The 24,925-nt window shown below is 63.8% G+C and carries 24 protein-coding genes and 2 pseudogenes; 18 read left to right on the top strand and 8 right to left on the bottom strand.

Annotation, left to right across the window (positions count from 1 at the left end):
• Positions 1-19 precede the first annotated feature (19 nt).
• The 7 genes and pseudogenes from FJ934_RS09425 to FJ934_RS09395 all read left to right on the top strand — a co-directional run bounded on the left by FJ934_RS09425 (position 20) and on the right by FJ934_RS09395 (position 6,998).
• Entirely contained in the window at positions 20-1,465 is a 1,446-nt protein-coding gene (locus FJ934_RS09425) for a DHA2 family efflux MFS transporter permease subunit (RefSeq protein WP_140609023.1), read from the top strand.
• A 76-nt stretch (positions 1,466-1,541) separates the two neighbouring features.
• Positions 1,542-1,783 (top strand): annotated as a pseudogene (locus FJ934_RS09420) (carboxymuconolactone decarboxylase family protein); the annotation flags it as partial.
• A gap of 185 nt (positions 1,784-1,968) precedes the next feature.
• The gene (locus FJ934_RS09415) at positions 1,969-2,805 is read left to right on the top strand and encodes a metallophosphoesterase (protein ID WP_140609021.1); all 837 of its coding nucleotides are present in this window, start codon (positions 1,969-1,971) and stop codon (positions 2,803-2,805) included.
• On the top strand, positions 2,802-3,959 hold the full coding sequence (locus FJ934_RS09410) for an ABC transporter ATP-binding protein (RefSeq protein WP_140609019.1): 1,158 nt from the start codon (positions 2,802-2,804) through the stop codon (positions 3,957-3,959). The genes FJ934_RS09415 and FJ934_RS09410 overlap by 4 nt, the downstream gene beginning before the upstream one ends.
• Positions 3,952-4,875, top strand: coding sequence for a sugar ABC transporter permease (locus tag FJ934_RS09405; protein ID WP_140609017.1), 924 nt, complete (start codon positions 3,952-3,954; stop codon positions 4,873-4,875). Before FJ934_RS09410 ends, FJ934_RS09405 begins: the two co-directional genes overlap by 8 nt.
• Complete coding sequence (locus tag FJ934_RS09400) at positions 4,872-5,708, top strand: carbohydrate ABC transporter permease (RefSeq protein ID WP_140609015.1); 837 nt, start codon at positions 4,872-4,874, stop codon at positions 5,706-5,708. Before FJ934_RS09405 ends, FJ934_RS09400 begins: the two co-directional genes overlap by 4 nt.
• 24 nt (positions 5,709-5,732) lie before the next feature.
• On the top strand, positions 5,733-6,998 hold the full coding sequence (locus tag FJ934_RS09395; RefSeq protein ID WP_140609014.1) for an ABC transporter substrate-binding protein: 1,266 nt from the start codon (positions 5,733-5,735) through the stop codon (positions 6,996-6,998).
• Between the two features lie 56 nt (positions 6,999-7,054).
• Here FJ934_RS09395 and FJ934_RS28330 read toward each other — a convergent pair whose 3' ends face one another.
• From FJ934_RS28330 to FJ934_RS09380, 4 genes and pseudogenes are all read right to left on the bottom strand, one after another.
• Positions 7,055-7,288: an amidohydrolase family protein gene (locus tag FJ934_RS28330; RefSeq protein ID WP_246671471.1), complete on the bottom strand. Its 234-nt coding sequence runs from the start codon at positions 7,286-7,288 to the stop codon at positions 7,055-7,057.
• 112 nt (positions 7,289-7,400) lie between these two features.
• Positions 7,401-7,451: pseudogene (locus FJ934_RS28745) on the bottom strand (hypothetical protein); the annotation flags it as partial.
• Positions 7,452-7,537: 86 nt separating this feature from the next.
• Positions 7,538-8,536 (bottom strand): ABC transporter permease, encoded by a 999-nt coding sequence (locus tag FJ934_RS09385; RefSeq protein ID WP_140609012.1) that lies wholly within the window; start codon positions 8,534-8,536, stop codon positions 7,538-7,540.
• Between the two features lie 60 nt (positions 8,537-8,596).
• Entirely contained in the window at positions 8,597-9,340 is a 744-nt protein-coding gene (locus FJ934_RS09380) for an ATP-binding cassette domain-containing protein (protein ID WP_140609134.1), read from the bottom strand.
• Between the two features lie 454 nt (positions 9,341-9,794).
• Between FJ934_RS09380 and FJ934_RS09375 the strand changes: the two genes are divergently transcribed.
• Positions 9,795-10,784 carry a sugar-binding protein gene (locus FJ934_RS09375; RefSeq protein WP_140609010.1) on the top strand — a complete coding sequence of 330 codons (990 nt, stop codon included), beginning with the start codon at positions 9,795-9,797 and terminating at the stop codon, positions 10,782-10,784.
• A gap of 189 nt (positions 10,785-10,973) precedes the next feature.
• The gene (locus tag FJ934_RS09370; protein WP_140609008.1) at positions 10,974-11,756 is read left to right on the top strand and encodes a FadR/GntR family transcriptional regulator; all 783 of its coding nucleotides are present in this window, start codon (positions 10,974-10,976) and stop codon (positions 11,754-11,756) included.
• Positions 11,757-11,986: 230 nt separating this feature from the next.
• Here the strand turns inward: FJ934_RS09370 and FJ934_RS09360 are convergent, their stop codons facing one another.
• Positions 11,987-12,925: an NAD(P)-dependent oxidoreductase gene (locus FJ934_RS09360; RefSeq protein ID WP_140609006.1), complete on the bottom strand. Its 939-nt coding sequence runs from the start codon at positions 12,923-12,925 to the stop codon at positions 11,987-11,989.
• Positions 12,926-13,043: 118 nt separating this feature from the next.
• On the opposite strand from FJ934_RS09360, the gene FJ934_RS09355 reads away from it, so the two are divergent.
• The gene (locus FJ934_RS09355) at positions 13,044-13,940 is read left to right on the top strand and encodes an NAD(P)-dependent oxidoreductase (RefSeq protein ID WP_140609004.1); all 897 of its coding nucleotides are present in this window, start codon (positions 13,044-13,046) and stop codon (positions 13,938-13,940) included.
• Positions 13,941-14,042: 102 nt separating this feature from the next.
• Positions 14,043-14,819 carry a FadR/GntR family transcriptional regulator gene (locus tag FJ934_RS09350; protein ID WP_140609002.1) on the top strand — a complete coding sequence of 259 codons (777 nt, stop codon included), beginning with the start codon at positions 14,043-14,045 and terminating at the stop codon, positions 14,817-14,819.
• Positions 14,820-14,833: 14 nt separating this feature from the next.
• Here the strand turns inward: FJ934_RS09350 and FJ934_RS09345 are convergent, their stop codons facing one another.
• Positions 14,834-15,124 (bottom strand): DUF3175 domain-containing protein, encoded by a 291-nt coding sequence (locus tag FJ934_RS09345; RefSeq protein WP_140609000.1) that lies wholly within the window; start codon positions 15,122-15,124, stop codon positions 14,834-14,836.
• A gap of 160 nt (positions 15,125-15,284) precedes the next feature.
• Between FJ934_RS09345 and FJ934_RS09340 the strand changes: the two genes are divergently transcribed.
• The 7 genes from FJ934_RS09340 to FJ934_RS09310 all read left to right on the top strand — a co-directional run bounded on the left by FJ934_RS09340 (position 15,285) and on the right by FJ934_RS09310 (position 23,191).
• Positions 15,285-16,514, top strand: coding sequence for an MFS transporter (locus FJ934_RS09340; protein ID WP_140608998.1), 1,230 nt, complete (start codon positions 15,285-15,287; stop codon positions 16,512-16,514).
• A gap of 157 nt (positions 16,515-16,671) precedes the next feature.
• On the top strand, positions 16,672-17,706 hold the full coding sequence (locus FJ934_RS09335) for a LacI family DNA-binding transcriptional regulator (protein WP_181165566.1): 1,035 nt from the start codon (positions 16,672-16,674) through the stop codon (positions 17,704-17,706).
• Between the two features lie 223 nt (positions 17,707-17,929).
• Positions 17,930-19,057: a sugar ABC transporter substrate-binding protein gene (locus tag FJ934_RS09330; RefSeq protein ID WP_140608996.1), complete on the top strand. Its 1,128-nt coding sequence runs from the start codon at positions 17,930-17,932 to the stop codon at positions 19,055-19,057.
• Between the two features lie 75 nt (positions 19,058-19,132).
• The gene (locus FJ934_RS09325) at positions 19,133-20,680 is read left to right on the top strand and encodes a sugar ABC transporter ATP-binding protein (RefSeq protein WP_140608994.1); all 1,548 of its coding nucleotides are present in this window, start codon (positions 19,133-19,135) and stop codon (positions 20,678-20,680) included.
• Positions 20,677-21,657, top strand: a complete 981-nt coding sequence (locus tag FJ934_RS09320) for an ABC transporter permease (RefSeq protein WP_140608992.1) — start codon at positions 20,677-20,679, stop codon at positions 21,655-21,657. Before FJ934_RS09325 ends, FJ934_RS09320 begins: the two co-directional genes overlap by 4 nt.
• Positions 21,654-22,640 carry an ABC transporter permease gene (locus FJ934_RS09315; protein ID WP_140608990.1) on the top strand — a complete coding sequence of 329 codons (987 nt, stop codon included), beginning with the start codon at positions 21,654-21,656 and terminating at the stop codon, positions 22,638-22,640. The genes FJ934_RS09320 and FJ934_RS09315 overlap by 4 nt, the downstream gene beginning before the upstream one ends.
• Positions 22,641-22,642: 2 nt before the next feature.
• Positions 22,643-23,191 (top strand): gluconokinase, encoded by a 549-nt coding sequence (locus FJ934_RS09310; RefSeq protein WP_140608988.1) that lies wholly within the window; start codon positions 22,643-22,645, stop codon positions 23,189-23,191.
• On the opposite strand, the gene FJ934_RS09305 is transcribed toward FJ934_RS09310, so the two are convergent.
• Positions 23,186-24,328 carry a hypothetical protein gene (locus FJ934_RS09305; RefSeq protein WP_140608986.1) on the bottom strand — a complete coding sequence of 381 codons (1,143 nt, stop codon included), beginning with the start codon at positions 24,326-24,328 and terminating at the stop codon, positions 23,186-23,188. The genes FJ934_RS09310 and FJ934_RS09305 overlap by 6 nt on opposite strands.
• A 9-nt stretch (positions 24,329-24,337) precedes the next feature.
• On the bottom strand, positions 24,338-24,787 hold the full coding sequence (locus FJ934_RS09300; protein ID WP_023768256.1) for an Rrf2 family transcriptional regulator: 450 nt from the start codon (positions 24,785-24,787) through the stop codon (positions 24,338-24,340).
• Between the last annotated feature and the right edge of the window lie 138 nt (positions 24,788-24,925).

Below are 24,925 nucleotides of genomic sequence, written 5' to 3'. Positions count from 1 at the left end.
CTGTTCAAACCGGGTCGTCATGACTGCTCTTTCCCAAGACGAAGCCCCACCTCAACCCACGACGACAGCAGCAACAAACGCGCGGCGCGTGGCGCTGATCGTTGCCATCGCCTTCTTCATGCAACTGCTGGATTCGACGATCATCTCGACGTCGCTGCCGCAGATGGGCGCCTCCTTCGGCGTGCCGGCAGTGGCGATGAGCATCGGCATCACCGTCTACATGCTGACCATGGCGGTGTTCGTGCCGCTATCGGGCTGGCTCGCCGACCGGTTCGGCGCGCGCAACATTTTCCTCGTCGCGATCGCGCTGTTCACGCTGGCCTCGCTCGCCTGCGGCTTCTCCCGGGACCTGACAGAATTCGTCGCCGCACGCGCCGTGCAGGGCCTGGGCAGCGCGCTGATGACGCCGGTCGGGCGCATTCTTGTCTTGCGCAATGCGTCGAAACCCGAACTGCTCAACGCCACCGCGCTGATCACCTGGCCGGCGCTGTTCGCGCCCGTGGTCGGGCCTGTGCTTGGCGGCTTCATCACCACCTATCTGTCCTGGCACTGGAATTTCTTCATCAACATCCCGCTTGGGCTGGTCGGGCTGGGGCTTGTCGCCCGCTTCATCCCCGGCGACCGTGAGGCCGATCCCAAGCCGCTCGATTGGCCGGGGTTTTTCCTGACCTCGCTCGGGCTCGCCTGCCTGCTCTATGGCCTCGAGCGCTTCGCGCATCCCGAGGATGGCATGCTGCCGACGGTGCTGCTGATCGCGGCGGGGATCGTCGTCGGCTGGCTGGCGGTGCGGCATCTCCGGCGCGCCCCGCACCCATTGCTCGACCTGTCCTCGTTCAAGGTGCAGACCTTCGCCATCTCGACGCTGGCCGCCGGCACCATCTTCCGGGTGGCGATCAACGCGACGCCGTTCCTGCTGCCGCTTTTGTTCCAGGTCGGCTTCGGCCTCTCGCCCGTCGATGCCGGCATGATGATCCTGGCCTATTTTCTCGGCAATCTCGGCATGAAGACGGTGACGACGCCGACGCTGCGGCGTTTCGGTTTTCGCTCGGTGATGGTCGTCAACGGCATCACCGCCTCGGCCTCGATCATGGCCTGCGCGGCGATCTCGCCGCAGACACCGCAGGCCCTGGTTGTCGTGCTGATGCTGATCGCCGGTCTGTCGCGTTCGATGCAGTTCACCGCGCTCAACACGCTGGCCTTTGCCGATATCGCCGCGGCGCAGCGCAGTTCGGCGGCGACGCTGTCGTCGATGCTGCAGCAGGTGGCGATGCTGTTCGGCGTCGCCGTGGCGGCGGCGATCCTCAACCTGTCCCAGATCGCCAGGGATGGGCCGGCACTCGACCTCGTCGATTTTCGAATCGCCTTCCTCGCGATCGGCGCCATCGGGCTGGTGGCGGCGCTCCGTTTCCTCGTGCTGCCGCAAGGGGCAGGTGCCGAGGTTTCCGGTCACGCGGCGAGGAATTGAAATCGAATTTTCCAGCCGACGCGGAGGTGAATTCCGCACCGACCGTTCGCCTTGATGCGGTGCTTTCGCGCATCCCGATCTCGTCAACAATTTCCGGCGCAGGCTGGCCAACGATCCGGTGTCGACGGCGAATGATTGCTCCTACGTGTCCACTCGCACACGTACTGTGTCTACTCGCACACGGCGGCGGCGCGGGCCATGGGCATGACCGAGGCGCGGCATGGCGAGCTGGTTTCGATCATCGGGCTGGCCGCCCAGACCAATCATCTGGTTACGGCGATGCAGATTGCGGTCGATCCGCAATTCGAAATGAAGTGAGATGAGGCTTCCCATCTCCCACAAGGGAAAAGGGGATCAGCATCCACGCCGGCAGCCAGCCGATATGCACGGCGAGAACTTTTGTCCCCATGCTGTTAAGGAAGTGACATGTAACGGCACTATGGAAGCCTCACGCGAAGTGGTCGCCTGGGGTTCTCCAGCGTCGGCCCCGCAGTGGAGCCGTCATGAAAATCGTTCAGATCACCGACACCCATTTCAGCCCGACCAAGCCACACTTCAATGGCAATTGGCAGCCGCTGGCCGCCTGGATCGAGCAGAGCGGCGCCGATCTTGTCGTCCACACCGGCGACCTCAGTGTCGACGGCGCCGACAGGGACGATGACATCGCCTTCTGCATGGATCTGATGCAGGAAATCTCGAAACCGATGCTGATCGTGCCCGGCAATCACGATGTTGGCCATCTGCCCGGATCGCTGCAGCCGGTCAATGCCGGGCGGCTCGATCGCTGGCGCCGGCTGGTCGGCCCCGACTACTGGATGGAGGACGCCGGAAGCTGGCGGCTCGTCGGGATCGACAGCCTGCTGATGGGTTTCGACGACGCTGAGGAAGAGGCGCAGTTCGAATGGCTGCGGACCATGCTGGAAAGCCGCGGCGGCCGGCGCGTCGCGCTCTTCGCCCACAAGCCGCTCTTTATCGACGAACCGGGTGAGGGCGATACCGGCTACTGGAGCGTCCGCCCGGCACACCGCCAACGCCTCTACGATCTGATCGCCGCTCACGATGTCGCGCTGTTTGCAAGCGGTCACCTGCACCGGGCGTGGCAAGGCAAATACGATAACACGTCGCTGGTGTGGGGCCCGTCGGCGGCCTTCGTCGTCGGCGACATGGAACGCGATATGCCGGGCGAGCGGCTGCTCGGCGCCGTCATGCATGATTTCGGCGACACGGTCTCCAGCGAGATCGTCGCTATTCCAGGCATGACCATTCACGTCCTCGACGATGTGGTCGAGGAGGTCTATCCGCACGAGGCGCACAAGGTTCGCAAGAAGGTCGTATCATGAGCGCGCTCTCGCTTCGCGGCCTGAAAAAGTCGTTTGGCGGCAACGCCATCCTGAATGGAATCAGCCTCGATGTGGAACCCGGCGAGTTCATCGCTCTCGTCGGTCCTTCGGGGTGCGGCAAGAGCACCTTGCTGCGTATCCTGGCAGGGCTCGACCATGCCGACAGCGGCGAAATCGTCGTCGGCGGCAAGGACATGTCTCCGGTCGCCGCGGCCGACCGCAATATCGCCATGGTGTTCCAGTCCTACGCGCTCTATCCGCATCTCACCGCCGGCCAGAACATCGCGGTTCCCTTGGCCATGAAGCGGCTGAGCGGGGGGCAGCGCTTGCCGGTGATCGGCTCATTGCTGCCCGGCCAGAAGGATATTCGCGCCGGTATTTCACGCGACGTGCGCGAAATGGCGACTGTCTTGAAGATCGATCATCTGCTCGACCGCAAGCCGGGGCAGATGTCGGGTGGCCAGCGGCAGCGCGTGGCGCTGGCGCGCGCCATGGTGCGGCAGCCCAGCATCTTCCTGATGGACGAGCCGCTTTCCAACCTCGACGCGAATCTGCGCGTCCATGCGCGCGGCGAGATCGTCGAACTGCACCGCCGCGCTGGCGTGCCGACGCTCTATGTGACGCACGACCAGGCCGAGGCACTTTCGATGGCCGACCGTGTGGCGGTGATGATCGGCGGCAATCTGCTGCAGCTGGCCGCGCCCGATGTGATCTACAACGATCCCGCCCATATCGAGGTCGCGCGTTTCGTCGGCCAGCCGAGGATCAACATCGTCCAGGCGCAGGCCGAAAGCGGCCGCGTCGGCTTCGAGGGCATCCGGCTGGCCCTGCTGGAGAAAGTGGCGACCGGCCCGGTCAGCCTCGGCATTCGGCCCGAATTCGTGAAATTGTCTCCAAGCGGTCGGAGCGGCATTGCCGGGCGGATCGAGCGTCTCGAATTCCTCGGGTCGGAAGTCATTGCCCATTGCCGGCTCGACGCCTCCGGCGAGACCGTCATCGCCAAGCTCGTGCCGCACGAGGCGAGGGAACTGATCGCGGGAATGCCGGTGGGCGTCCTTGTGTCCATCGAACAGGCCATGGTCTTTGGACCGGAGGGAAGGCGCCTGCGCATCGCCGGCACGACGGGCGCGCGGCAGGAGCCGGCCTATGTCTAGCGTTGCGGTGGCGGGCAGGGTCCCGAGTGCCGCCGCGCTTCGGCAGCGCAGCGAAGACCGGACCGCCTGGCTGCTGGCATTGCCTGCCATCGCGCTGTTGCTGTTGTTCGTGCTCTTGCCCGTGGCTGCCGTCATCTTCCTCGGCTTCACCGATTTCGAGCTCGGCTATGGCAAGTTTCGCCTGGTCGGCTTCGAGAATTACGCACATCTGCTGGGCGACCGCACCTTTCGTCGATCGCTGTGGAACACATCGGTCTATACGGCGATCGTCGCGCCGGTCTCGATCGTGCTTGGCCTGGGCGTCGCCCTGCTGATCGAAGGCGAGGAGCGGGCGCGCGGCTTCTTCCGCACCGTTTACTTCCTGCCCGTCGCCTCGCTGATCGTCGCCATGGCGACTGTCTGGCAATATATCTTCCACCCGACGATCGGGCCGCTCAACGCGCTGCTTTCGCTGGCCGGCATTCCCGGCCCGAACTGGCTCGGCGCGTCGAATACTGTCCTCTACAGCCTGTCGATCATCGGAATCTGGCAGTCGGTCGGCTTCAACATGGTGCTGTTCCTGGCCGGCCTGACGGCGATCCCGCGCGAGCTCTACGCCGCTGCTCACGTCGACGGCGCGAGATCGGCGCTCGACCGGTTCTTCCTGGTCACCTGGCCGATGCTCGGACCGACGATGCTGTTCGTCGTCACCATCAGCATCACCAATGCGGTGAAGGTTTTCGAAACGGTGAAGATGCTGACCGATGGCGGCCCCAACAAGGCCTCCGAAGTGCTGCTCTTCACCATCTACCAGGAGGGTTTCGTCTATCTGCGCGTCGGCTACGCCTCGGCGATGACCGTCGTCTTCCTGGCGATCCTGGTCGTGCTGATGCTTCTGCAATACCGCGTGCTCGATCGGCGGGTGCACTACACATGACAAGCACCCCCATCCCCGCAGGCCGCATCATCCGCTTCGCGCTGCTTTCGCTTGGCGCGCTGATGATCCTCGCGCCCTACATCTTCATGATCTCGACGGCGGGCAAGACGCAGAGCGACATCTTCACCTCGTCGCTGTCGCTCATCCCCCAGCATTTCTATTTCGCCGAGAATTTTGCCAAGGCGCTCAACAAGGTGCCGATGGCAACGCTTTTGTGGAACGGCGTGGTGGTGTGCGGCCTGATCTTCTTCTTCCAGGTCGCGGTCGCGATTCCTTGCGCCTACGCCATGGCCAAGCTGAAGTTCCGGGCCGCGCGGCTGATGATGGTGCTGGTCATGCTCGGCCTGCTGGTGCCGATCCATGCGACGGCGCTGCCGCTTTACGTCGCCTTCGACAGACTGTCCCTGCTCAACAGCTACACCGCGCTGGTGGCGCCGTTCACCATATCGGTGTTCGCGATCTTCATGTTCCTGCAGTTCTTCCGCGCCATGCCCGACGACCTGCTGCACGCGGCACGGCTCGACGGAATGTCCGAGCTCGGCATCGTCGCGCGCGTCATCGTGCCCAATGCATGGCCGGCCGTCACCGCATTCGCGATCTTTTCCGTCGTTGCGCACTGGAACGATCTCTACTGGCCGCTGATCGTCGTCAGCAAGCAGGCCTACGCCACGCCGCCGCTCGGCCTGATGTATTTCCGGGCCGCCGAGGCGGGCGACGACTATGGCGCGCTGATGGCCGCCACGCTGATCATCACCCTTCCTCTCGTCGCCGCCTTCCTGCTCGCGCAGAAGCGGTTCGTCGAGGGCATCACCATGACCGGTCTCAAAGGCTGACCGGACCAACAAGGAGCACGAGCAATGAAGCATTTCTCAAGGATCTTTGCCGCAACGGCGCTGTCGCTGGCGGCGGCCCTTCCGGCCTATGCCGAAACGACGCTGACGGTTCACTACCCGATGCCAGGCTTCTTCAAGAACGTGATGGACACGATCTCGAAGAAGTTCATGGAAGAAAATCCCGACATCAAGATTCAGTTCGCCAGCCCGTCGGCGACTTATGAAGAGGGCATCCAGACCATTCTTCGTCAGGCTGGCACCGACGAAATGCCCGACATCACCTTCATCGGCCTCAACCGCCTGCGCATGCTCAACGAGCGCAACGTCGCCGTCGATCTCGGCCCGATGGTCAAGAAGGAAGGCAACATGGCGGAGCTCGGCTTCTCCGACACGATCCTGAAGCTGGCCCAGGTCAACGGCAAGCAGGTTGGCCTCGCCTTCGCCACCTCCAATCCGATCATGTATTACAATGCCGACCTGGTGAAGGCGGCCGGCGGCGATCCGGACAATCCGCCCAAGACCTGGGACGAGGTGATCGCGCTCGGCGGCAAGATCAAGGCGCTCGGCAACGGCGTCGACGGCATCGATTTCCGCTGGCAGGGCGATGACTGGATGTTCTCGGCGCTGCTGTTCGGCGCCGGCGGCAAGATGCTGAACGACGACGGAAGCAAGGTCGCCTTCAACGGGCCGGAAGGCGAGAAGGCGGTGGAGATCCTCGAGCGGATGGTGAAGGAGGGCGGCATGCCGGTCTTCACCAAGCCGGCTGGCGAACAGGCTTTCGCGGCCGGCAAGGTCGGCTTCGAGTTCCAGACCACCGGCGCCCTTGTCAACACGATCAAGAATGTCGGCGACAAGTTCACGTTGCGGACCGCCAAGATTCCGCTGATCGATCCGGTCAATGGCCGTCTGCCGACCGGCGGCAATGCCGTGGTGATCCTGACCAAGGATACGGCCAAGCAGGACGCCGCCTGGAAGTTCGCCAAATTCGCCGCCGGTCCCTATGGCGCCTCGGTCGTCGTGCCGGGCACGGGCTACGTCCCCAACAACGAGCTTGCGGCGAAATCCTCCGACTATCTCGGCGATTTCTACAAGAAGAACCCGCTCTTCCAGGCCGGGCTCAGCCAGATGCCACTGATGGTTCCGTGGTACGCCTTCCCCGGCACCAACGGTGTGAAGGTCACGCAGACGATCGTCGACAATTTGTCGCGGATCGTCGACCAGTCGGCGTCGCCCAAGGACGCGCTCGCCGACGCGGCGGGCGACGTCGAAGGCATGCTGCCAACGCAGTAAGGATTGCGGCTGGCTTTCGCCTTCTCCCCTTTGTGGGAGAAGGCGAGGTCCGGCGCTCACACCGGCTTATAAACTCGCTCCGCCGTGTTCCAGAAGATATCAGCTTGCGCCGTCGCGTCATGCTTCGCCACCGCGGCTCGGTGCGCGTTGATCAGCTCGGCGTGGCTGGTCCACAGCTTCTCGATCGGGAAGTTCGAGCCGAACATCAGATGGTCCGAGCCCAGAATGTCGATTGCGTTGTCGACGATATAAGCGATCAGGCGGGTCGTTGCGGTGGACGAACGTGCCAAGACCTGAGAGCTTCGCGTAGAGATTGGGTGCCGCCGACAACGTGCGCAGGCCGCCTTTCCAGGCCTCGGTGGTTTCCTTGTCCATGCCGGTCAGCATACCGGCATGGATGAGGATGAAATTGGTTTCGGGATTTTCCCCGACCAATGTCAGCCCGTCCTTCATCTGGGCCGAGAAAAGCTGCAGGCCGAAGGACAGGCCAGACTGAGCGATAGGACCGGAACGAATAACGCTTGCACTGCGACAGACTGTTAGTCGCTGCGCCTGAAATTGCGGATGCGGTCGAACAGCACCGCCAGCAGGATGGCGCCGCCGATGAAGGTGCCTTGCCAGAAGGCGTTGATGCCGAGCAGCCCAAGGCTGTTGCGGATCACCTCGATGAGGGCAGCGCCGACGATGGCGCCGAAGGCGGTGCCGACGCCGCCGGCCAGGTTGGCGCCTCCGATGACGGTGGCGGCGATCACCTGCAGCTCCATGCCGGTGCCGAGATTGGTGGTGACGGCGCCCAGCCACCCGGTCTGGATGATACCGGCAATGCCGGCCGACAGCGCCGAGATCATATAGACGGCGACCTTGATCTGCTTCACCGGGACGCCGGTCAGCGTCGCCGCGTGCTCATTGCCGCCAATGGCGAAGATATGCCGGCCGAACTTGGTCCAGCGCAGGATGAAGCCGGTGATCAGCGCCAGGAGGATCATATAGAGCACCGGATTGGCGATGCCGAACATCCAGGCGCCGCCGCCCAGCGCCAGGAGCTTGTTGTGGTCCGGGCCGAACTGGAAGACGACCGTGTTGTTGGAGGCGACCATGGCCAGGCTGCGGGCAATGGACAGCATGCCGAGCGTGACCACGAAGGGCGGGAAGCCGAGATAGGCGATCAGGAGGCCATTGAAGGCACCGATGGCGAGCGCGGTGGCGATCGAGGCCAGGATGCCGACCTCGATCGAATAGCCGGCGTGCATGGTCACGGCCAGCACCATCGAACACAGGCACAGCACGGACCCGACCGACAGGTCGATGCCGCCGGTGATGATGACGAAGGTCATGCCGAGCGCGACAATGGCGACGAAGGTGATGTTGCGGGTGATGTTGTAGAGGTTCTTCGAGGTGGCGAAGGCATCGGTGGCGAACGACAGGAAGACGCAGGCCAGGATAACGGCAATGACCACCCAGAAGGTCTGGCTGGAGAACAGACGCGACAGGAAAGTGTGCTGCTTCTGCGCTATCGTCTGGTCAAGGGTGACTGCCATTATCGTTCTTTCCTGCCAGCGCCGATGCGTGCCGGCGTGGTGAAATGTGGTTTTTAACCATCATGCCACCTGCTCAATGGCGCCGGTGATCAGCCCAGTGACTTCCTCGGGCGAACTGGACGCGATCGTCTTGTCAGCGACCTTGCGGCCGCGCCGCATGACGATGACACGGTCGGCGACATCGAAGACATCGGGCATGCGGTGACTGATCAGCACAACGGCAATGCCCTGATCGCGCAGATGGCGGATCAGGTTCAGCACTTCGGCGACCTGCCTGACCGAGATCGCCGCCGTGGGCTCGTCCATCAGCACGATCTTGGCTTGCGACAGCATGGTGCGGGCGATCGCCACCGCCTGGCGCTGGCCGCCCGACATCTGCTTGACTAGGTCACGCGGCCGCGTCTCCGATTTCAGTTCGGCGAAGAGCTGGCCGGCGCGCTTGTACATGGCGGCATAGTCGAGGATGCGGAACGGACCGACGCCGCGCCGCAGCTCGCGGCCGAGATACACATTGGCGGCGGCCGTCAGATTGTTGCACAGCGCGAGGTCCTGATGGACGATCTCGATACCGTGCTGGCGGGCTTCCGCCGGCTTGTGCAGGATCAGTTCCCTGTCGTCCATGCGCATGACGCCGTGGCTCGGCCGGAAATTGCCGGCGATCATCTTGACCAGCGTCGACTTGCCGGCGCCGTTGTCGCCCATCAGGCCGACGACCTGTCCGGGCTCGATCGACAGCGACACGTCATTGACCGCCTGGATGGCGCCGAAATGCTTCGAGATGTTGGTGAGTTCGAGAACCGCCACCAGCCTTTGCCTCCCCGTGCCTTGCCGCATGCCCATGGCCGGCGCAGCCTCGCATCGCTCTCCTCCAGCTCCTCCCTGGAACAGCGATGCCGTCATTTACGCAAATGGCCGCGCGGGCGTCAATTGTCGGATGAATAGGAACGGCAATTGTCAGATGAATAGTGCGATGCTGTTTTGAAAAATCCGTTTTGTAGGACAAATTGCAATTGACGTTGACGCTTCGCCGTTATTAGCTTGGCGCCGGAGGAAGACATGCCGTCTGCCTGACGCCATCATTGCCGGCGGGAGCGGCTGAAGATTATCGATCGTGCTGGCGATTGCCGGTCCGCTCGCATCTGAAAATGAATATCGGCCTGGCTTGGTGGCACGAGCGCTCGCGCCTCTGTCATCTCGTATCCGGGCTGGTTCGTGTGGCGGGCACGCCGTGTCCGTCTGTTTCCAAGGGAGGACTGACATGAGGAAAACAGTTTTGCTCGCCGCCGTCGCCGCCATGGCGCTTGGCGCCGGGCCGGCTCTGGCCAAGAAGCAGGTCGTCATCGTGGTGAAAGGTCTCGACAATCCGTTCTTCGAGGCCATCCATCAGGGCTGCGAGAAATGGAACAAGGAAAACGCCAGCGCAGAATATGAATGCTTCTACACCGGTCCGGCGTCGACTTCGGATGAGGCAGGCGAGGCGCAGATCGTGCAGGACATGCTGAGCAAGCCCGATACGGCGGCGATGGCGATTTCGCCGTCCAACGCGCCGCTGATCGCGCAGACGATCAAGAGCGCCAACCCGACGATCCCGATCATGACCGTCGACGCCGACCTGACCAAAGAGGACGCTGCCCTTCGCAAGACCTATCTCGGCACCGACAATTATCTGATGGGCAAGAAGATCGGCGAATACATCAAGAAGGCCAAGCCGAAGGGCGGCACGATCTGCACCATCGAGGGCAATCCGGCTGCCGACAACATCCTGCGCCGCGCGCAAGGCATGCGCGATGCGTTGTCCGGCAAGGATGGTCTTGCAGCACTTGCCGGTGAAGGCGGCTGGACCGAAGTCGCCGGTTGCCCGGTGTTCACCAATGACGACGGCGCCAAGGGCGTGCAGGCAATGACCGATATCCTTGCCGCCAATCCCAAGCTCGACGCATTCGGCATCATGGGCGGCTGGCCGCTGTTTGGGGCGCCGCAGCCCTACCGCGACCTGTTCGGGCCGTTGAAGGACCGGATCGCCAAGAACGACTTCGTCATAGGCGCCGCCGACACGATCGGCGACGAGGTGGCGATCGCCAGGGACGGCCTCGTCACCGCGCTGGTCGGCCAGCGGCCGTTCGAGATGGGCTACAAGGCCCCGTCGGTGATGATCGATCTCATCAAGGGCACCAAGGTCGCGGATCCGGTGTTCACCGGCCTCGACGAATGCACCAAGGACACAGTCGACACCTGCATCCAGAGGTAGGTTTCGACTCCGGGGGTGCTCGGCAGCGAGCGCCCCCATTCTATCGAAGTCTTCAAGAAGACGCTGTGGTTTGGAGCCTCTGGCTCCGGCTTCGACGCGTCCACAATTTGGATTTTCGGCTACAGGATCGGCGCGCCTGCGTAGGTTCGGATCAATCCGGACGACAGCCGGCCGACTATTGGAACGTGGATGCCGCACGAGAAGGCGAAGGGAAAAGCCAGCCGTGCCAAGGCGCCAGCGGGTCGCGACCAGCTTGCCGTGCGCAGGGCGGATGCGGCGCACTTTCCCGGGTTCAGTGTTCATGCTTCGCTCGCCAGCGAGATTGGTCTCCGGATCGTGCGCGGCGACTATCCGCCCGGCAGCATCCTGCCCAACGAGGCCAGATGGGCCGAGACCTTCAATGTCAGCCGCTCGGCGGTGCGCGAGGCGATCAAGATGCTGATGGCCAAGAGCCTTCTGGCATCAAGGCCGAAGATCGGCAGCTGGGTCGAACCGAGGGAACGCTGGAACCTGCTCGACCGCGACGTGCTTGCCTGGTACGCCACGGCGCCCGATCGCGAAGCGTTCCTGCGCACCGTGCAGGAGTTCCGCCACATCATCGAGCCGGAAGCGTCCGCCTTCGCGGCCATGCGGCGCAGCGACGAGCAGATGGCCGAGATCAGCCTGGCCTGCCGCGAGATGGGCGAGGCGTCGAGCCTGCCGGAGCGCATCCGCGCCGACACCCGCTTCCACCTCGCCATCCTGCGGGCCTCCGGCAACGATCTTCTGGTCCCGCTCGGCGTGCTGATCGAATCCGCGCTCGACCATCTTTTCGTCTTCACGACGCGACAGGTCGGCGACCAGGGGCGGGCGCAGAAGCTGCACGAGGCCATCGAGAAGAACATCCGCCTGCAGCGTCCGGCGGCGGCCCGTAATGCCGTGCACAAGCTGCTCGCCGACACCGATGAGAGGATTGGAAGAGGGCGGCGGTGATCAATTGCCAAAGCCGGCGCAGCCCCTCATCTGCCTGCCGGCATCCTCTCCCCGTATAGCGACGGGGAGAGGGGGCTGTCCGCAACGTGGCTCATTTCCTGCAAAGTTTGTGATTTGCGAAATCATCGGCAGCGGGTGTCCTTCTCCCCGTCACTATACGGGGAGAAGTGCCCGGCAGGGCGATGAGGGGCGGCGCCAACATTGATGGAAAACAGCCTGCCAGGCCCGCCTCAAATCGTCTGTTTCTTGCCATCCTTCGTCGGCATCAGGTCGACGCCGTTGACCTTGCCGATATGGGTCGCCAGCATCGGCACGAACTGCTCGGCCGGACCTGTGGCGTGAGCGCCGGCGAAGGAATTCTTGGTGGCGTTGCCGAGCGGGTTGGCGATGCCGGCCGCACCCGCCATGGACTCCAGATAGGTCAGGTCCTTGAAGGCGTTGGCGACGGTGAATCTATGGGCGTCGCGGTCGCCTTCCAGCGTCCAGCGCATGAAGGTCTGGTAGAAGGGGCAGTCCATGCGGCCGTTGCGGATGACGCTGTCGAAGCGCGGCGGCGAGATACCGACCTTCTCGGCCAGTGCCAAGGCCTCGGAATAGATGGCGGCGTAGCCGAGCGAGATGAAATTGTTGAGCAGCTTCATGCGATGGCCATCGCCGGTGTCGCCGATATGGACGATGCGGCCAGCCCAGGTTTCGATCACCGGCTGCACCCTGGCGAAGACGGCGTCGGGCGCGCCGACCATGGCATCGAGCGTGCCTTCCCAGGCTTCCTTCGGCGTGCGGCTCAACGGCGCGTCGACATAGTCGATACCAAGCGCCTTGAGTTCGGCCGCAAGGGCCACGGTGGAGACCGGGTCCGAGGTCGAGCAATCAACGACGACCGAGCCTTTCTTCAAACCTTCCTTGAGGCCGCCGGGGCCGCGGATGATGGCTTCCACTTCGCGCGAACCGGTGACGCAGATGAACACGATATCGGACGCCGCCGCTACGCCGCGCGACGACGTCGCTTCCTCGGCACCTCGGCCCAAAAGGTCTTCCGCCGGCTTGCGGTTCTTGCGACCAAGGAATGTCAGGGGATAGCCCTTGTCGACGATGTTCTTGGCGATGCCGTGTCCCATCAGGCCAAGGCCGATGAAGCCGATCTTTTCGCGCGCGGCGGTGGTGTTCATGTCATCCGTCCTGTTGGGATTATCGATAATTGCGCTGTCGTTTTAGCCTTGAGTGGTTGCGAAATGCAATATTGTCTGACAATAGACGGGAATTCCAGAGCCTGTGATGGAGACCAGAATGACGAAGCGCATCATGTTCACCGGCGGCAGCGGCAAGGCTGGACGCCATGTCGTGCAATATCTTGTCGAGCAGGGCTGCCAGGTGCTCAACATCGACACCAGGCCGCTCGACAATCCCAAGGTCCGCACGCTGATCACCGACATCACCGAGAGCGGGCAGGTTTTCAACGCGCTGTCGAGCTATATGGGTCTGCATGAATTCGATCCGTCGCTGCGTCCCCAGCCGGTCGACGCCGTGGTGCATTTCGCCGCCATCCCGCGCATCATGATCACGCCCGACAATGAGGTGTTCCGCATCAACGCGATGGGCACCTATAACGTCATCGAGGCCGCGGTGAAGCTTGGCATCCGCAAGGTCATCATCGCCTCTTCAGAGACGACCTACGGGCTGGTTTTCGCCAACGAGCCGCGCAATCCAACGCATTTCCCGCTCGACGAGGAGTATGACGTCGACCCGATGGACAGCTACGCGCTATCCAAGATCGTCAACGAGAAGACGGCGCGTGCCTTCGCGCTGCGCAGCGGCAGCGATATCTATGCCTTGCGCATCGGCAATGTCATCGAGCCGCATGAGTATTCTCTATTCCCGAAATGGTTCGCCGATCCGGGTTTCCGCAAGCGCATTGCCTGGAGCTATATCGATGCGCGCGACCTTGGCCAGATCACGCTGTGCGCCATCGAGAAGGATGGGCTCGGCTACCAGGTGTTCAACGCCGCCAATGACGACACCTCGTCGGACTTGCCGACGGCGGAGCTACTCAAGCGCTTTTATCCCGGCGTGCCGGTCAAGGGCGAGCTTGGCGAATACGAGACGCTGCTGTCGAACCGCAAGGCCCGCGACATGCTCGGCTTTCGCCCGGAGCACAGCTGGCGCAAATATGTGAAAACGGCCTGAGCGAGCGAGCAGGCGGGGCTGGGTTGTGCATAGCGGCGGGCTTTGCGGCCCAACCGCCCGCGGGTGCTTGACAGCTTCCGCAAACCGGCCTTTCTGAAGTGTATGCGGGACGCAAAGCCGAACAAGGAAAAATCGCCGAAAAAGCCGACAGCCGCCGAACGGTCCTCCGGTGTTCGCCGGCCCGACGCGGCGCGTATTCCTGGCGCCAGCGTGCACACGTCGCTGGCGAGCGAAATTGGCCTAAGGATCGTGCGCGGCGACTATCCGCCCGGCACCATCCTGCCCAACGAGGCGAAGTGGTCGGAGACTTTCAGCGTCAGCCGCTCGGCGGTGCGCGAGGCGATCAAGATGCTGATGGCCAAAAGCCTGCTTGCCTCACGCCCCAAGATCGGCAGTTGGGTCGAGCCCAAGGAGCGCTGGAACCTGCTCGATCGCGACGTGCTCGCCTGGTACGCGACCTCGCCGGACCGCGAAGTGTTCCTGAAGACGGTACAGGAGTTCCGCCACATCATCGAGCCGGAAGCGACGGCATTCGCCGCCATGCGGCGGACCGACGAGCAGATGGCCGAGATCAGCCAGGCCTGCCGCGAGATGGGGGAGGCAGCCAGCCTGCAGGAGCGCACGCGTGCCGACACGCGCTTCCACCTCGCCATTCTGCGGGCCTCCGGCAACGACCTTTTGGTGCCGCTCGGTGTGCTGATCGAATCTGCCTTCGACCATCTGTTCACCTATACGACGCGGGCGGTCGACGACCTGAACTACGCGCAGAAACTGCATGAGGCGATCGAGAAGAACATCCGCCTGCAGCGGCCGGACGCGGCGCGCGCCGCGGTGCGGAAACTGCTCGCCAACACCGACCACGTGATCAAATCACGCTAAGCCCGAGCTGACCGCTAATCCTCTTTTTCGCGGCCGAAGGCTACGCGAAGTTCGTCCTTGGCGCGCTCGAGCACTTGTCTGCGTGCGGCGGGCAGGTTCTTGCCGGCGCGGTTGATGTAGAAATTCAGCATCGACATGGCGGACTGGAATGGTTCGGCCTTGCGGCGATGACTGTGTTCGGCCGAGCGCTTGAGCGAGGCGGCGATCTTCTTGGCATCGTCGGATTCGAAGATGTGATCCTCGAGATCCATCGCGTTGCTGTGCTCGGTCACTTCGGCCGACCATTTCTTCTTGGTTGCGGTCATGACGGGGCTCCTTTGCAGGGTTGCTGGTCGCAAAACTCCATGGATTGGCGTCGGTTCCCGCGTCCCGCCTGCTCTGGAGCCACCGATTTGCCCGCCGTGGCGCTGCTGTAGACCCAGAATGCGCCGATAGTGGCGGCAACGGCAGCCGACAGGAAACGCCTTGACCCGAACCGACTTGAGCCGGCCACTCCCCGGTATCGACAGCTCCTATGCCTGGATGCGGCTCGCCATCTCGATGCTGCTGGCGACGATCGGCGGCGTCGGCATGTGGGCCGTTGTCGTGGTGCTGCCCGCCGTGCAGGCCGAGTTCGGCATCGACCGCGCCGCGGCATCCATGCCCTACACCGCGACCATGGTCGGCTTCGCCGCCGGCAACGTGCTGGTCGGTCGGGCCATCGACCGCATGGGCTACTGGATGCCGGCACTGCTCTCGTCTGTCGCGCTCGCCGCCGGCTTCCTGCTCGCGGCGCTGTCGACATCGATCCTGCAATTCACCCTTGCCCAGGGGTTGCTGATCGGTGTCGGTACGTCAGCGATCTTCGGCCCGCTGATTGCCGACATCTCGCACTGGTTCAACCGTCGGCGCGGTGTCGCGGTGACCGCGGCCGCGGCCGGCAACTATCTTGCCGGGACGATCTGGCCGACCATCATGCCCACGCTGATGAAGGCGGAAGGCTGGCGTTTCACCTATGCGGCGATCGGTATCGTTTGCCTGGTGACCATGGTGCCACTGGTGCTGATGCTGCGGCGCGGCGCTCCGGAAGCGGCCGCCGCCGGTTCGCCAGGAAGCCGGCTGGTGCAGCCGATCTCCCTGTCGCCCGCGGCGCTGCAGGTGCTGCTGGTCGTCGCCGGCCTGGGCTGCTGCGTGGCGATGTCGATGCCGCAGGTGCACATCGTCGCCTATTGCATGGATCTCGGCTACGGCGTGGCGCACGGCGCCGACATGCTGTCGATCATGATGGCGGCGGGCGTCGTCAGCCGGCTTGCCTCGGGCTTTGTCGCCGACCGGATCGGCGGTGTGAAGACCCTGCTCATAGGCTCGGTGCTGCAGTGCCTGTCGCTGTTCTTCTACATCCCGTTCGACGGGCTCGCTTCGCTCTATGTCGTCTCTCTGGTCTTCGGCCTGTCGCAGGGTGGCATCGTGCCTTGCTACGCGATCATCGTGCGCGAATACATGCCCGCCAGGGAAGCCGGCCAGCGCATCGGCATCGTCATGATGGCGACCATCTTCGGCATGGCGATCGGCGGTTGGATGTCGGGCTGGATTTACGACCTGACCGGCTCCTACGCCGCCGCATTCCTGAACGGCATCGCCTGGAATCTGCTCAACATACTGGCCATGGTGCTGGTGCTCTGGAAGGCAAAGCACAGGACCGCCGTAGCGGTCTGAGCCAAGGGAGGGGGCGTGGCCCTCGATCGCCTCGGCTTGACAATGGCCAACCACTGCGCGACGCCAGAGGCGAAGGGGCGCGGCAGCAGGCCGGTGAGATGACGACAGCTGGAATGATCGTATTGCAGGGGCGCTTCGGCGGCCATACGCACCGGCCATGGCCTTGATCAAGCCGCGCTCGCGCCGCGGAGGCGGCCGCCCGACCATAGCGGACGTCGCGCGCAAGGCCGGCGTCGGCGCCATCACCGTGTCGCGCGCGCTGCGCGAGCCGGAACGGGTCAGCCAAGATTTGCGCCGCCAGATCCAGGCCGCTGTCGACGAACTCGGCTATGTGCCGGATCCCAATGCGCGGGCCCTTGCTTCGGCCCGCGCCGAGGTGTTCGGCGTGCTGGTGCCGTCGCTCACCAACAACGTCTTCGCCGAGGTGGTGCGCGGCATCTATGACAGCCTGTCGGACAGCCCGTTCCGCATCCAACTCGGCAACACGCATTATTCCGGGCTGGAGGAAGAACGGCTGCTGCAGGTGTTCGGATCCCAGCGGCCCGCGGCGCTGGTCGTGGCCGGCATCGACCAGACGCCAGCCTCGCGAAAACTATTGGAGACTGCCGGCTGCCCGGTGGTGCAGGTCATGGAGACCGGGCCCGATCCGATCGACATGATGGTCGGCTTCTCGCACCTCGACGGCGGCAGGACGGCGACCCAACATCTGATCGAAGTGGGATATCGCCGCATCGGCTTCATCGGCGCGCGCATGGATCCGCGCTCGCAGCGGCGTCTGGCCGGCTACCGCGGGGCGATGGAGAAGGCCGGCCTGTTCGACCCGCGCCTGATCACCACGACGCCGGTGCTTTCCAGCGTGTCGCTCGGCCGCGAACTGTTCCGCGATGCCCTGGCCAAGATGCCGACGCTCGACGGCGTCTTCTGCAACAATGACGATATCGCGCTCGGCGTGCTGTTCGAATGCCACCGCGCCGCGATTGATGTGCCGAAAACGATCGGCATCGTCGGCTTCAACGATCTCGACATGATGCAGGTGGCCTTTCCCTCGGTCACCAGCGTCCGCACCCATCGCTACGAAATCGGCAGAAGGGCGGTCGCCATGGCTCTGGCGGCGATCGCCGGCGACAGACCGAAAGAGCGGGTCGTCGACCTTGGCTTCGAACTGAAACGGCGCGAGAGCACGGCACGCTGAACACGCTTTCGAGAACGCCCCCGAATGGTGCTTTACACAGCGTCATGGTAGCGCTACCACTATCCTGAACAGAGTGTTGAGCCTCAGGCGCCAAGTCTGTTTATTATACATAAGCAACAGCTAAAGCTTGTTTATTATGGATAATATGAAGGGGCCAGCCGGAAACGCGGAAATTCCATAAAACTGAAACGACAAATCAGAACTGCAATTGGGAGGATTATCGATGATCAAGTCACTTGTCGGTGGCATCGTTGCCGCCAGTGCGTTCGTCATGCTCAACTCGGCCGCCATGGCCGCCGGCCCGGAGATCGTCTCCGGTCCCGCCGCCCAGGCCGACTGTTTCGCGCCGTGGAGCGCGGACACGAAATTCTTCAAATATCCGAAGAAGGAAGGGCCGTACCGCATCGCCTTCGCCAATGGCTATATCGCCAACACCTGGCGCATCCAGATGGTGCAGACGGCCAAAGCCTATGCGGCGCAGCCCGACGTCAAGGCAAAGATCAAGGAATTCAAGGTCGTGTCGACCGGAGAGGATGTGCCGGCGCAGATTTCGGCGATCAACAATTTCATCGATTCCGGCTATGATGCCATCGTCACCGACGCGCAGAACCCGACCGCTTTCGGCCCGGTCATCAAGCGCGCCAAGGAAGCCGGCATCGTGCTGGTCGCCTTCGACAACATCCTCGACACCAAGGACGCCATCAACGTCAATGTCGACCAGAAGGGCCTTGGCGAATTGTGGGCCAAATGGCTGGTCGAAAAGGTGCCGAATGGCGGCAAGATCCTGGAAGTGCGCGGGGTGGCCGGCACCTCGGTCGACACCGACCGCCACAACGGAATCCACGAAGTGCTGGATGCTTCCGGCAAGAAATGGGCCGTCACCGAAGTTGCCGGTAAATGGGATGACGGCGTGGCGCAGAAGGTGACCGCCGACGCGATCGCCACCAACGGTCCGTTCGACGGCATCACCGGCCAGGGCGGCGACACCGGCATCGTGCAGGCGATGATCGACGCCAAGCATCCATTCGTGCCGTTCGGCGGCGAGACCGAAAACGGCTTCCGCAAATTCTGCGCGGCGCATTCGGCCGACGGCTTGAAGTGCACCTCCGCCGGCTCCGGCCCGGCCCAGGTCGCCGTCGCTATCAAGACGGCCATCGCGGCACTCGAAGGCGAAGTGGTGCCGCAGGAGGTGAAGCTGCCCCTGGCTGTCGCCACGGATCCGGACATGAAGGAAGGCACGGATTACTTCCCGAAAGAGTCGGACAACTTCTTCGTCGGCAATTCCTTCCCGACCTGCGGCATCAATTTCAGCGCCCAGGAAATCATGGGGCAGACCAAGGAAAACCAGTAATCGCTGGCCATCGTCTGGCGCCGCGGCTCACCCCTCGGCGCCAGCCTGCAATCCCATGATCGCCCTGGAGGGTTGATGGACGGTGCGGCTCCTCTCTTTCGCATGGAAGGTATTTCCAAGCGCTATGGCGGCGTGCGCGCGTTGGAAAAGGCCGAACTTTCAGTCGAGGCCGGCAGCATCCATGCCATCCTCGGTGAAAACGGTGCCGGCAAGTCGACGCTGATCAAGGTCGTGGCCGGCGTCGTGGCCCCCGACGAGGGCCGCATGCTGCTGGACGGGCGCGAGGTGACCTTCGCTTCGCCAGGTGCGGCGAACAGAGCGGGCATCGTCTGCATCTTTCAGGAACTGTCGCTGATCCCCGAACTCAGCGTCGCCGACAACATCGTCATTTCCGATCCGCCCAAGCGCTTCGGCATGATCGACCGCAAGGCCCAGCGCCGCATCGCCGAGGACGCGCTGGCGCGCGCGGGCGCGGCCGACATCCATCCGCTGGCGCTGGTCAGGGACCTGCCGCTGTCACGCCGGCAGATGGTCGAGATTGCCAAGGCGCTGGCCAGGAAGCCGCGCATCCTGATCCTTGACGAAGCGACCTCGGCGCTGACAGCCGGGGATGTCTCGAAAATATTCGGTGTCCTGAAACGGCTGCGCTCGGAAGGGCTGGCGCTGCTCTATATCTCGCATCGCATGAACGAGATCGCCGAACTCGCCGACCAGTGCACGGTGTTCCGCAATGGCCGTAACGTCGCCAGCTACAAGGCCGGCTCGAAGAGCGACAACGAGGTGGTCGAGCTGATGATCGGCCGCGAATACAGCCACATTTTTCCGCCCAAACTGCCGGCGGCTCCGGCCAGTGCCGCCCCTAGGCTTGAGGCGCGCAAGCTCGGTTGGACGGACCGGCTGGACGACATCTCGCTGAGCGTCAGGGCAGGAGAGGTGGTTGGGCTTGGCGGCCTCGACGGCCAGGGCCAGCGTGAATTGCTGCTCGCTTTTTTTGGCGTGCTGCGCGGTCTGTCCGGTCAGATCCTGATCGACGGCAAACCCGTTGCGATCACCAGTCCCGCCACGGCGCGCGAGGACGGCATCGGCATGGCGCTCATCCCCGAAGACCGTAAGACCGAGGGCCTGATGTTGCCGATGACGGTGCGCGAGAACCTGTCTTTCGCCTCGCTCGACCGGCTGTCGAAGGGCGGCATTATCGACCGCGCCGCCGAACAGCGGCTGATAGACGATTTGGTTGGCCTTCTGGCGATCAAGACCGCCGGTCTCGACATTCCGGTCGGCGCGCTGTCGGGCGGCAACCAGCAGAAGGTGGTCATCGCCAAATGGCTGATGCGCCAGCCGCGCATCATCCTGCTCAACGATCCGACGCGCGGCATCGATGTCGGCACCAAGCAGGAGATCTATCAGCTGATGCGCAAGCTGGCGGATGCCGGGGCGGCGATCCTGTTCTATTCGACAGACTATGACGAACTGATCGGCTGCTGCGACCGGGTCCTGGTGCTCTATGACGGAGCGGTCAAGCGCGAACTGGTCGGCGCCGAGATCACCGAGCGGGCGCTGATAGCGAGCGCGCTCAACATCCATGGCGAGGAGAGCCCGGTGGGCCTGGGAGCGGAGGCGTGAAGGATTGGCGCTACTGGCTGGCCGAGCAACGTGGAACGCTGCTGGCGCTCGGCATCTTTATTGCCATGTTCGTCATCTATACCTCGAACCATCCGGCCGGCTTGACCCCCAATGTGGTACAGACGGCGGCAAACAAGGGCGTGCTGCTTGCCTTCGTCGCCATGGCGCAGACACTGGTGGTGATCACCGCCGGCATCGACCTGTCCGTCGGCATGATTTTCCTCCTCACCAACTGCCTGGCTTCCTGGCTTGTGGTGGGCACTCCGATCCAGACGGCGCTTGGCGTGCTTGCCGTGCTGGCGGTCGGCCTTCTGTGCGGCGCGATCAACGGCGCCATCGTCATCTACGGAAGGCTGCAACCGATCGTCGCCACCATCGCCACGGGGGCGATCTACTACGGTATCGGCCTCCTGCTGCGGCCGTTTCCGGGCGGTTCGGTCAATGAGGACCTGGCCGATGCGTTGACGGGCCGCGTGTTCGGCGTTGTGCCGGCGAGCCTTGTCGTGCTCCTCGCCATCGTGCTGGTGATCTGGGGGCCGTTCAGCCGCTCGGTGCTTGGCCGCGCGGCCTACGCGGCGGGGTCGTCGGAGACTGCGGCCTATATGTCCGGCGTGCCGATCCGGCGCGGCAAGTTCGCCGCCTACACGCTGGCCGGGCTGCTGGCGTCGATCGGCGGGCTGTTCCTCACCTTCTTCACCTATACGGGCGAGGCGGCCTATGCCAGCGGCAACGCCTACACGCTGTTCTCGATCGCCGCCGTGGTGCTGGGCGGCGTCTCGCTGTTCGGCGGCAAGGGCAGTGCCGTCGGGGCCATTTTCGGCGCGCTTGCCTTCCGCACGATCGGCGATTTGTTGTTCGTCTTTGATTTCGATCCGCTCTGGCAGCCCTTGTTCCAGGGCATTATCCTGCTGGTCGCGGTCAGCCTCGGCGCCTTCGCCCTGTTTCGGGTCCGCAACCGGCTGGAGTGGTTCCTGTGAGCGAAACGACGCTTGGCGGCATTGCCGGCCGCATGCCGAAATTCATCCGGCGCGCCGATCCGGCGGTGCTGACGGCCTTTGCCTGCATTGTGCTGCTGCTGTTGCTGGGCAGCCTCTATTCGCGCAGTTTCCTGTCGCCTGAATATCTTTTGCAGCAGCTCAAGGTGGCCTCGTTCCTGGGCGTCATCGCGACCGGCATGATGCTGGTCATCCTGCTTGGCCAGATCGACCTGTCGGTGCCATGGTCGGTGGCGGCGGGAGCGATGATGGCTTGCGCGGCCGCGGCCTACGGTCCGGCCAGCGTGGCACTGGCCATCCCGTTCGGCATCTTCTGCGGCGTGCTGATCGGCATCGTCAACGGCATCGGCGTCGCCTATCTGCGCATCCCCTCGATGATCATCACGCTCGCCACCAACGCCGTCGCGCAAGGGCTGATGGTCGTCTATACCGGCGGCTTCTCGCCACAGGACTCGGCCACGGGCGCCATGCGATATCTTGCGACAGGCTTTACCATTCCCGGCGTTCCCAACGCGGTCATCATCTGGGCGCTGATCGGTGCGGCGATGGTGTTCGTGCTGACCCGCACCGGCTTCGGCCGCACCGTCTACGGCATCGGAAACCGCGAGCGCGCGGCCTATCTCTCCGGCGTCGATACGCGGCGCGTGGTGATGATCGCCTTCGCCGTCTCCGGCGGGCTCTCCGCCTTCGGTGGCGTGCTCCTGGCCGGCTACGCGTCCAAGGCGGCACAATCGATGGGCGACGCCTACCTGCTGCCGTCGATCGCCGCCGTCGTGCTGGGCGGCACCTCGATCCTGGGCGGGCGCGGCTCCTATCTTGGCACCGTTGCCGGCGTCATCCTGATCACGCTGCTGCAATCCATCCTGTCGGTCATGCAGATGCCGGAAGCCGGACGGCAGATCATCTATGGCGTCGTCATCGTGGCCATGCTCTTGCTTTATGGCCGCGCGCCGGCAAGCCGCTGACAGTGGATGAAGAGGCAGCACAGGCGCCGACGGGCGCTCCCGGCTCGGCGCCTCCGGCCATCGTGGTGATGGGCGTCGCGGGCTGCGGCAAGTCGGCCGTCGGCACCGCGCTGGCCGCTGCGCTGGGTGCGGCCTTCATCGAAGGCGACGGACTGCACCCGCCTGAGAATGTCGCCCGCATGGCACGCGGCGAGCCGCTCACCGACCAGCTGCGCGAAGGCTGGCTCGATGCGATCGGCGAGCGCATCGCGGCGTCGGTTGGCAGGGGGCAAGGCGTGGTCGCCGCCTGCTCGGCGCTGAAGTGGGGTTATCGCGCTCGCCTGCGCCGCTTTTGCCCCGACATCGTCTTCCTCTATCTGGAGATCGATCCCGCCACCGCCAGGCGGCGCGTCGGCAACCGCAAGGGCCATTTCATGCCGGCGAGCCTTGTCGACAGCCAGTTCGCCATCCTCGAACCGCCTGGGGTGGAGGAACGCGCATTGACGCTCGACGCGACGCGCCCGGTCGACGAACTCGTCACCGACGCGGTCCGTTCGATACGCCGGTCATGAGGCTTCTTCGGCGCCGATCCCGACGCTTGGAGCCGCCTCTGTCAGCCGCTGGCGCCCGGACCAGGACATCATCTGCTCGGGGCAATGTTTCAGAGCCTGCAGCAGACAGTCGCGCTTCAGCAGGATGTAATGCGCCTGCAAGGCAAGGTTCTTCGCTCCGTCCCTGGCTGGGTCTGTCGCCGATGTCGCCGGCAGCAGTTCGGGGCTGATCACGGCGCGGTAGTCGCGGAAGGGAACCGTCTCGAAAGTCGACATGGCAAACAGCGGCGTCTTGCTTCTGGCGGCGAAATTCGCCGGTGCCGAGGCCAGGTGCGTCCAGCCGCTCTCTCCCATGGCGGCCTCGGTAAAGGTCGAGCCGGCATGGATGGTGTTGGTCATCAGCACAACGCCGTTCTGCCTCAGGATCTTCTGGATGCGGATCGTGACCTGATAGGCGTCATGGCGATCGAAGACGATCCGGCTTTTCAGGAACCGGTTTTCGACACGGACCATCGCCGGGTTGAGGAAGCGCAGGCCGAAAGGCGTTTCCGACACGCCATGCGTGTTGACGCTCACCTGATGCGCTTCGATGCCGGCCTCATGCAAGGCGCGCTTGCCGATGATGGTCTGGGCGGTGAACTGATCACACCAGAGGATGGCGCCGTGGCCGCGCCGCAGGGCGGCCTGCAGTCCGTCGAGCCCCTCCAGCCGGATCACAGGTGACCAGCGTCTGGCAGCCAGATGTGCGGCAAGCTGCAAGCGGCGGCGATGGTGGGCGGCGAGCAAGGCCTCGAACAGCTTGCGCGCGTCGATGCCGTCACCAAGCACTGCGCGCACGGCGCCGGCATAGCCGGAAAAGTCCTTGCGCATATGGCGCTTCTGGCGAAGCCGGGACGCCCGGTCGCAGATCGGCGCCCACCAGCGCACCGGCAGCACCGCCGCGACCGCCAGATAGAAGACGGCAAGCAGGCCTTCGCGAAAATCCCGGTTGGAAAAGCGGCGCAGCCTGCCGGGATGAACCAGCTTGCGGCTGAAGAAACGCACATCCTCGGCATATTCCGGGACAAAGATGTCGGCGATGATTTCAGTGCGAAGGCTGGCAGCCGATGGCTGCTTGCGGGCGGCTTTTCGGGATTTCGTAAACCTCGGCAGCCTCATCCACCGGCTCTAGATCTGGGATGTCAACTCGACCGGAAAATCATCATTGTCGGCATCGCGCATGGCGGCGAGGCTGCGATTGTCCAGCACCTCGGCGATTGCCTGGCGCACTTCCAGCATCATGTGCCGGACCTGACAGGTGGCCTCGTCGCAATCCTCGCAGCGCTGATATTGCGTGCGGCTGGCGCAAGGGATCGGCGCCAGCGGCCCGTCGAGCACGCGTACGACGTGGCCGATCTTGATCTCGGAGGCGGGGCGGGCGAGGCGATAGCCGCCTTCCTTGCCCTTGCGGCTTTGGACGAAGCCGGCATTGCGCAATTCGCCCAGGATGGCGTCGAGGAATTTCTTCGGGATGTTGTTGGCGACGGCAATGTCGTTGACGAAGGCCAATTGGCCAACCGGAAGGCTGGAAAGATGCACGAGGGCCTTGAGGCCGTATTTGCCCTTTTTCGTCAGCATGCCCAAGTCAACCCGCTAAAAACCCCAACTACCCGCATCTGGCGGCTGTTTGTGTGTAAATGATGACGCTTTTCCCGCGCGCTGCCGTTTCGCGACAACAAGTCGCCGGATGGCACGTTAGGCACAAACGCGTTGATT

This window comes from Mesorhizobium sp. B2-4-12, assembly GCF_006441575.1.
Taxonomy (GTDB): Bacteria; Pseudomonadota; Alphaproteobacteria; order Rhizobiales; family Rhizobiaceae; genus Mesorhizobium.
The sequence above is the reverse complement of the archived record's forward strand: the minus strand, read 5'-3'. Positions and strand labels throughout refer to the sequence as shown.